The 8,399-nt window shown below is 61.7% G+C and carries 7 protein-coding genes; 5 read left to right on the forward strand and 2 right to left on the reverse strand.

The genetic code is table 11. The features are described from left to right. The 3 genes from BLX41_RS19370 to BLX41_RS19380 all read left to right on the forward strand — a co-directional run. Positions 1-1,785: FUSC family protein (locus BLX41_RS19370; RefSeq protein ID WP_259745014.1), on the forward strand; the 1,785-nt coding region annotated here is incomplete at its 5' end. Further along, positions 1,772-1,978: a DUF1656 domain-containing protein gene (locus BLX41_RS19375; protein ID WP_102860611.1), complete on the forward strand. Its 207-nt coding sequence runs from the start codon at positions 1,772-1,774 to the stop codon at positions 1,976-1,978. The genes BLX41_RS19370 and BLX41_RS19375, both read left to right, overlap by 14 nt. Before the next feature lie 10 nt (positions 1,979-1,988). After that, positions 1,989-2,855, forward strand: a complete 867-nt coding sequence (locus BLX41_RS19380; RefSeq protein WP_123726184.1) for an efflux RND transporter periplasmic adaptor subunit — start codon at positions 1,989-1,991, stop codon at positions 2,853-2,855. 92 nt (positions 2,856-2,947) lie between these two features. On the opposite strand, the gene BLX41_RS19385 is transcribed toward BLX41_RS19380, so the two are convergent. Then, positions 2,948-3,418 (reverse strand): MaoC family dehydratase, encoded by a 471-nt coding sequence (locus tag BLX41_RS19385; RefSeq protein WP_123726185.1) that lies wholly within the window; start codon positions 3,416-3,418, stop codon positions 2,948-2,950. A 50-nt stretch (positions 3,419-3,468) separates the two neighbouring features. Beyond that, positions 3,469-4,413 carry an alpha/beta hydrolase gene (locus BLX41_RS19390; protein ID WP_123726186.1) on the reverse strand — a complete coding sequence of 315 codons (945 nt, stop codon included), beginning with the start codon at positions 4,411-4,413 and terminating at the stop codon, positions 3,469-3,471. A 213-nt stretch (positions 4,414-4,626) separates the two neighbouring features. On the opposite strand from BLX41_RS19390, the gene fadD2 reads away from it, so the two are divergent. Both fadD2 and fadD1 read left to right on the forward strand, forming a co-directional pair. Continuing rightward, positions 4,627-6,315: a long-chain-fatty-acid--CoA ligase FadD2 gene (fadD2, locus tag BLX41_RS19395; protein WP_123726187.1), complete on the forward strand. Its 1,689-nt coding sequence runs from the start codon at positions 4,627-4,629 to the stop codon at positions 6,313-6,315. 339 nt (positions 6,316-6,654) lie between these two features. After that, positions 6,655-8,343, forward strand: a complete 1,689-nt coding sequence (fadD1, locus tag BLX41_RS19400; protein WP_123726188.1) for a long-chain-fatty-acid--CoA ligase FadD1 — start codon at positions 6,655-6,657, stop codon at positions 8,341-8,343. Positions 8,344-8,399: the final 56 nt, after the last annotated feature.

An 8,399-nucleotide genomic window follows, 5' to 3' on the forward strand; every position in this document is an offset into this window, starting at 1 on the left:
GGAACCCTGGTTGGCACGATTATGTCGGTGCTGTTCATGGGGCTGTTCGCTCAGACTCCCTGGTTGTTCCTGCTGGCCCTGGCATTGTGGCTGGGCGTGTGCACCGCCAGTTCCACCCTGTTGCGCAGTGCCTGGTCCTACTCCTTCGTGCTGGCCGGCTACACCGTGGCGATCATTGCCTTGCCTGCCATCAGTCATCCTTTGGGGGTGTTCGATCAGGCAGTGGCCCGTTGCACGGAGATCTCCCTGGGGATCATCTGCGCCACTGCCAGCAGTGCCCTGATCTGGCCGATGCGGGTCGAGCGCCAACTGGCCGATCAGGCCCGCAGCGCCTGGCAGAGCGGCATGCAGGCGGCCCGCGCGACCCTGGCCGGCGATGCCCTGGCACGCAAGGGCCTGCTGGAAATTCTCGGGCGCATCGTCGCCGTGGATTCCCAGCGCGAACACGCCTGGTTCGAAGGCCCTTTGGGGCGCCAGCGCGCCCGGGCCATCAGTGGCCTGAGCCAGAAGCTGCTGATGCTGTTGCGGATTTCCCGTTCGGTGCGGCGCCAGTGGAAACAACTGGACGCCGACGAAGCCCGGCAACTGCTGCCCTGGATGGATCAGGTTCAGGAAGCCCTGGCGGCGGCCGACAAGGCTGGCCTGCAAGCCCTGCGTCCACGCTTGCAGGAGGCTTCCCATGATCTTCAGATCAGTCCGGCGCAGAGCTTTTGCCTGGCGCGTTTTGCTTTGTTGCTAGATACCGCCCTGGCGGCAACCCATGCCCTGGACGCGGTGCAGGAGGGGCGAGCGCCGGTGGAGCAACCGGCCACCCTGACTCCCCACCGTGATCTGTCGCTGGCCCTGGTATTCGGTGCCCGCAGTGCCTTGGCGTTCCTCACGGTGGCCAGTTTCTGGCTGGCCACTGCCTGGCCTGCCGCCTCCGGGGCCATGCTCCTGACGTGCGTGGTGTGCAGCCTGTTCGCCAGTCGTGAGAACGGCGCGCAGATTGGCATGAGCTTCATGCGCGGAATCTTCCTGGCGATTCCTGCGGCGTTCCTGGTGGGGCAGATCCTCCTGCCTCAATGGAGCGGCTTTGCGATGTTGGCCATGGCCCTGGGCGTGCCGCTGTTCTTCGGTGCCCTGGGCATGGCCAAGCCCCAGATCGGCGCCACTGCCACTTCGTTCTGCCTGCATTTCATCGTGTTGATTTCGCCGATGAACCGCATGAGTTTCGATGTCGCCAGCTTCTTCAATAATGCCCAGGCCATGGTGCTGGGGGTGGGCGCCGCGGTACTGGCTTTCCACCTGTTGATCCTGCGTAACCCGGCCTGGCACGGCCGGCGCCTGCTGGCGGCGACCCTGAGTGATCTGGTGCGTTTGACCCGGCGCAACCTGCGGGGCGCGGAAAGCTGGTTCGGCGGGCGCATGGCCGATCGCTTGCTGCAACTGGCCCGGCATTACCCGGAGTTGCCGGAGCCGGCCCGCAGTCGTTGGGACGATGGCCTGTTGGGCCTGGACATAGGCGATGAACTGATGCACCTGCGCCTGAGCCTGGCGGTGGCCCAGGTGCCGGTGAGTGCGGCGCAACGGGAGTATTTCGAGCAGTTGCAACGCATCCTCGAACAAGGCCCGGCCGGTCGTCGCCAGGAAGCCCTGGTGGAGCCCAGTGTGGCGTTGCTCGACGCTTTGGACCGGCAGCCACCCAGTGACGCGCTGAAACTGGCCAAGGGCGCGGTGCTGCAATTGCAAAACAGCTGGCGCAGTTGGTGCCGGCAGCAGGAGGAAAGTCATGGGGCTGCGTGAGTGGTCGTTGGGCGGGGTGCTGCTCAGCCCGTTTCTGATTTACGTGGTGCTGGCGCTGGTGGTCACCGGCGTCCTGCGGGTGCTGGTGCGGGTCACCGGGCTGGGGCGCTGGATCTGGCATGAAGCCCTGTTCGATTGTGCCCTGTACGTCTGTGTATTGACGGTGATCACTGTGGTCCTGGGACCTTTATAAGGAGTTGATTATGCGTACACCCGTACGTGTCGTGTTTACCCTGTGCCTGGTGGCGGTGGCGATCTTCGCCGGTTACCACCTGTGGCAGTACTACATGCTGACGCCCTGGACCCGGGATGCGCGGATTCGCGCCGATGTGGTGATCGTGGCCCCGGACGTATCCGGCTGGGTGCGCGAGCTCAAGGTGGCGGACAACCAGCAGGTGAAGGCCGGAGACTTGTTGCTGAGCATCGACCGCGACCGCTTCGAGGCGGCCCTGGAAAAGGCCCAGGCCGTGGTTCAGACCCGTCAGCAGCAATTGAGTCTGCGCGAGCACGAGGCCAGTCGCCGTGCGGCCCTTGGTCCCCAGGCCATCAGTGCCGAGCTGCGCGAGAACGCCCAGATCAACGCCGGCATTGCCCGGGGCGAACTGCGTCAGGCCCAGGCCGAGGCCAAGGTCGCGGAGCTCAACCTGGCCCGCAGCCAGGTGCACGCCCCCCGTAACGGGCATATCACCAACCTGCGCCTGGCCGAGGGCAACTACGTCAATGCCGGGCAGCCGGTGATGGCGCTGATCGATGATTCGACCTTCTACGTCCAGGCTTATTTCGAGGAAACCAAGCTGCCGCGAATCCAGGTCGGCGACTCGGTAAAGGTCTGGCTGATGAGTGCCGGCGATGCCCTGCAGGGCCATGTGGAAAGCATCAGCCGGGGGATCACCGACCGTAACGCCACCCCTGACAGGCAACTGCTGGCGGAAGTGGAGCCGACCTTCAACTGGGTGCGCCTGGCCCAGCGGATCCCGGTGCGGATCAAGCTGGACAAGGTGCCTGAAGGCATCAACCTGAGCGCGGGGATGACCGCCAGCGTGCAGGTCGAGGAGGGCAGCAAACGGTAGGAGCCGGCTTGCCGGCGAATGCACTGGCAAGCCATGACGCGAGGAAAGCCTGCGCCGGCAAACCGACTCCTACGGGACACGTGGGGCAGGGTTCAGCCGATGGTGATGGCCGGCAGGGTCGGCAGGGTCACGGTCTGTTGCTTGCGTGGGGCGAGGATCTCGGCTTCGCCGTCCACTACCAGCTCGTCGCGCTGGTTGAATACGCGGGTGGCGATGCGCACGCGGAATTTCGGCAGTTTCTCGAGGATTTCCAGGCGCACGGTCAGGGTATCGCCAATCTTCACCGGCTTCTGGAAGCTCATCTGCTGGCCGATGTAGATGGTGCCCGGCCCGGGCAGTTCGCAGGCCACGGCGGCGCTGATCAGTGCACCACTGAACATACCGTGGGCAATGCGTTCCTTGAACATGGTGGTGGCGGCGAACTCGGGATCCAGGTGCACCGGGTTGTGATCGCCGGACACGGCGGCGAACAGCTGGATGTCACGCTCCTCGACGGTCTTGCTGTACTGGGCGGTCTGACCGACTTCCAGGGCTTCGTAAGGGGTGTTGGTAACCTGGGTCATGTTGCTGAAATCCTCTGACAGGTAAATGAGCGCACTGACCGCGCCGTCGCTTACTCCGACCGGGGTGGCCGGCGGTGTTGCAGCGCTTGGTCCAGCCAGGCCAGTACGTCGTGGGTCACTTGATCACGGTTGCTTTCGTTGAACAGCTCATGACGTGCCTGCGGGTAGATATTGAGTTGCAGGCACTGGCTGCCGGCCTCACGCAATGCGTTGGCCAGATCCTTGAGACGCTTGCCATCGCTCACCGGATCACATTCTCCGCCCATGACCAACAATGGCAGGCCGGGATCGATCTGCGCCAGATTGGAAATCTTGCTGATTTGCTGCAGGCCGCCCAGCAGGTCTATCCACAGCTGGTTGGTGCAGCGATAGCCGCACAGCGGGTCATTCAGGTACTTGTCGACTTCCGCCGGATCGCGGCTGAGCCAGTCGAAGGCGGTGCGGTTGGGCTTGAAGGCCTTGTTGAAGGAGCCGAACGACAGCCACTCGATCAGTGCGCTGCGTCCCTGGCCGCCCTGGCGCCAGCGTTCGAACCGCGCGATCAGGTTGGCGGCGCGGTACAGGGCCACCGGCTGGAAGTTCGAGCCGCTGAGAATCGCCCCGTGGAGGCTGGCGCTGTGATGTTGCAGGTAGGCCTGGGCGATGTAGCTGCCCATGCTGTGGCCCAACAGTACGATGGGCGTGCCGGGGTGTTGCTGGCCGATGTGCTGGTTGAGACTGGCCAGGTCGCCGACCACCTTGTTCCAGCCATCCTGGTCCGCGTAGTGGCCGAGGACCCCGTGTTCCGCGGATTTACCGTGGCCGCGCTGATCCGGGGCATAGATTCCATAACCCTCGGCGCACAGGGACGCGGCCAGGCGGGCATAGCGCTCGCTGTGCTCGGCCATGCCGTGGGACAGCAGGATCACTGCCTTGAGCGGGCTCTCGGGCAGCCATAGGTTGACGAAGAGGCGTTGGTGATCACTCGTGGTCAACCAGAACGTGTCGTGGGTCATGGCGATTCCTTTGCACGAAGACGCTGCACTTTATAGCGTATCGCCGCGTGTGCGTCTGATTCGCAGGCCTGTTGGAAGCAAGATTCACAAAATTAATGACACACTTGCGCATATTTGCCTGAATCGCCATAGCTGCTAACGTCCGAGGAGCCCCGCCGCTGATAGCGTTACAGAGGCGGCCCGGACCGTTCAGGTAATAAGAGGACAAGAATAATGCAACCTGATTTCTGGAATGATAAGCGCCCCGCCGGCGTCCCCAACGAGATTGACCTGGGGGCCTACAAGTCGGTGATCGAGGTGTTTGAGCGTTCCTGCAAGAAATTTGCCGATCGCCCGGCCTTCAGCAATATGGGAGTGACCCTGACCTACGCCGAGCTGGAACGCTACAGCGCGGCCTTTGCCGGTTATCTGCAAAGCCATACCGATCTGGTACCGGGGGATCGTATTGCGGTGCAGATGCCCAACGTCCTGCAGTACCCGATCGCGGTCTTCGGTGCCCTACGGGCCGGTCTGGTGGTGGTCAACACCAACCCGCTGTACACCGCCCGTGAGATGCGCCATCAGTTCAAGGATTCAGGAGCCCGGGCCCTGGTCTACCTGAATGTCTTTGGGCAGAAGGTCCAGGAAGTCCTGGGGGATACCGATATCCAGTTCCTGATCGAGGCCAAGATGGGCGACCTGATGCCCACCGCCAAGGGCTGGTTGGTCAACACGGTGGTGGACAAGATCAAGAAGATGGTCCCGGCCTATCACCTGCCGCAGGCCATTTCCTTCAAGAGTGCCCTGCGCCTGGGGCGTGGCCAGGGGATCAAGCCGCTGCAGGTGGGGCTCGATGATGTCGCCGTGCTGCAGTACACCGGCGGTACCACCGGCCTGGCCAAGGGCGCGATGCTGACCCACGGCAACCTGGTGGCCAACATGCAGCAGGCCCGGGCCTGCCTCGGCCAGCACGGGCCCGACGGTCATACCCAGTGGCGTGAAGGGCAGGAGGTGATGATCGCGCCGCTGCCGCTGTACCACATCTATGCCTTCACCGCGAACTGCATGTGCATGATGGTCACGGGCAACCACAACGTGCTGATCAGCAACCCGCGGGATATCGGCGCCTTTATCAAGGAGCTGAAGAACTGGCGTTTTTCCGCTTTGCTGGGGCTCAACACGCTGTTCGTGGCGCTGATGGATCACCCGGAGTTCAAGAACCTGGATTTTTCCAATCTCAAACTCACCAACTCCGGCGGCACGGCCCTGGTCAAGGCCACCGCCGAACGCTGGCAGAAACTCACCGGCTGCCGGATCACCGAAGGCTACGGCCTGACCGAAACCTCGCCGGTGGCCTGTACCAACCCCTATGGCGACCGCTCGCGGCTGGGCACCGTGGGCCTGCCGGTGCCGGGTACCACCTTGAAAATCATCGATGATCAGGGCGTCGAACTGCCGTTGGGCGAGCGTGGCGAGCTGTGCATCAAGGGGCCGCAGATCATGAAGGGCTACTGGAACAAGCCGGAAGCCACGGCCGAAGTGCTGGATGTCGAGGGTTGGTTCAAGTCCGGCGATATTGCGGTGATCGATCCCGATGGTTTCGTGCGCATCGTCGATCGCAAGAAGGACATGATCATTGTCTCGGGTTTCAACGTGTACCCCAACGAGATCGAGGATGTGGTCATGGCTCATCCCAAGGTGGCCAACTGCGCGGTGATCGGTGTGCCGGACGAGCGTTCCGGCGAGGCGGTGAAGCTGTTTGTGGTGCCTCGTGAGGCGGGGGTCAGCCTTGAAGAGCTCAAGGCCTACTGCAAGGAGAATTTCACGGGTTACAAAGTGCCGAAACACATCGTCCTGCGTGAGTCTCTGCCGATGACACCTGTGGGCAAGATCCTGCGTCGCGAGCTGCGCGACATCGCCTGATCGCTGGCTTTCTACATCGCGGGCAAGCCTGTTGGCTCAACGGGCTTGCCCGCGCTGCATTCCGGGGGCGCAAAACCCCGTGCCAGAGCGGAATTCACGGTTGTAGAATTTTTACTCTAAAAGTGACTATTGAATTGTCTTGAGTCATTTATGTGACTATTCAGGCCTTCTTTGGCTCTAGGCGGCCTTTTCCAAAGCTGCTACTCTCGGCGCGCTTTGTGACTTCTCGGCCTAAGTAAAAGCCAGACTCACCAACAATAGACACCAATAAAAAACACAGACAAATAATAATCGCATCAAATGCGGTGATGAATTCGCGTTGCTGAGGAGTGGGCTTCCATGATCGAAGACTTTTGGAAGGATAAGTACCCAGCTGGGATTGCTGCCGATATCAATCCTGACGAGTATCCGAATATTCAGGCGGTGTTGAAGCAATCCTGCCAACGTTTCGCTAACAAACCGGCCTTTAGCAACCTCGGCAAGACAATCACTTACGGTGAGCTGTACGAACTGTCCGGGGCCTTTGCCGCGTACCTGCAACAGCATACCGATTTGCAGCCTGGCGATCGAATCGCCCTGCAATTGCCCAACCTGCTGCAGTACCCGATTGCGGTATTCGGTGCTATCCGCGCCGGCCTGATCGTGGTCAACACCAACCCGCTGTACACCGCGCGGGAGATGGAGCACCAGTTCAACGACTCCGGAGCCAAGGCCCTGGTTTGCCTGGCCAACATGGCCCACCTGGCAGAGACCGTGGTCCCCAAAACCGGGGTCAAGCACGTGATCGTCACCGAAGTGGCGGACCTTTTGCCCACCTTCAAGCGTGTGCTGATCAACAGTGTGGTCAAGTACGTGAAGAAGATGGTGCCGGCTTATCACTTGCCCCAGGCCATCAAGTTCAATGACGTGCTGAGCAAGGGCCACGGCCAGCCAGTACAGGAAGCCAACCCTGCCAGCGGCGACGTGGCGGTACTGCAATACACCGGCGGCACCACCGGCGTGGCCAAGGGCGCGATGCTGACCCACCGCAATCTGGTGGCCAACATGCTGCAGTGCAAGGCGCTGATGGGCTCCAACCTCAATGAAGGTTGCGAGATCCTCATCACTCCGCTGCCGCTGTACCACATCTATGCGTTCACCTTCCATTGCATGGCCATCATGCTCATGGGCAACCACAACATCCTGATCAGCAACCCGCGGGACTTGCCGGCAATGGTCAAGGAGCTGTCGAAGTGGAAGTTCAGCGGTTTTGTCGGTCTCAACACTTTGTTCGTTGCCCTGTGCAACAACGAAGCGTTCCGCAAGCTGGATTTTTCCGCGCTCAAAGTCACGCTGTCCGGGGGCATGGCCCTGCAACTGGCGGCCGCCGAGCGTTGGAAATCGGTCACCAATTGCCCGATCTGTGAAGGCTATGGCATGACCGAGACCAGTCCGGTGGCTACGGTCAACCCGATCCAGAACATCCAGATTGGCACCATCGGCATTCCGGTGCCTTCGACCCTGTGTCGGGTGATCAACGACGCCGGCGACGAGCTGCCCCTGGGGGAAGTGGGTGAATTGTGTGTGAAGGGCCCGCAGGTGATGAAGGGCTACTGGCAGCGTCAGGACGCCACTGACGAAGTCCTCAGCGAAGGCTGGTTGAAGACCGGTGACATCGCCCTGATTCAGCCGGACGGCTATATCCGCATCGTCGACCGCAAGAAGGACATGATCCTGGTCTCGGGTTTCAACGTGTACCCCAACGAGCTGGAAGACGTACTGGCTTCCCTGCCGGGCGTCCTGCAGTGCGCGGCGATCGGCGTACCGGACGAGAAGTCCGGCGAGACCATCAAGATCTTCATCGTCGCCAAGCCAGGGGTCACCTTGACCAAGGAGCAGGTGATGGAACATATGCGCGCCAATGTCACCGGCTACAAGGTGCCCAAGGCCGTGGAGTTCCGCGATGCCCTGCCGACCACCAACGTCGGCAAGATCCTGCGCCGCGAGCTGCGGGACGAAGAGCTGAAGAAGCTCGGCGTGAAGAAATAAGTCGCAGCCCCCATGAAAAAGCCCCGCCAGTGCGGGGCTTTTTCATGGGGGCGTGA

The organism is Pseudomonas protegens, assembly GCF_003732485.1.
In the GTDB taxonomy this organism is placed as follows: domain Bacteria; phylum Pseudomonadota; class Gammaproteobacteria; order Pseudomonadales; family Pseudomonadaceae; genus Aquipseudomonas; species Aquipseudomonas protegens_B.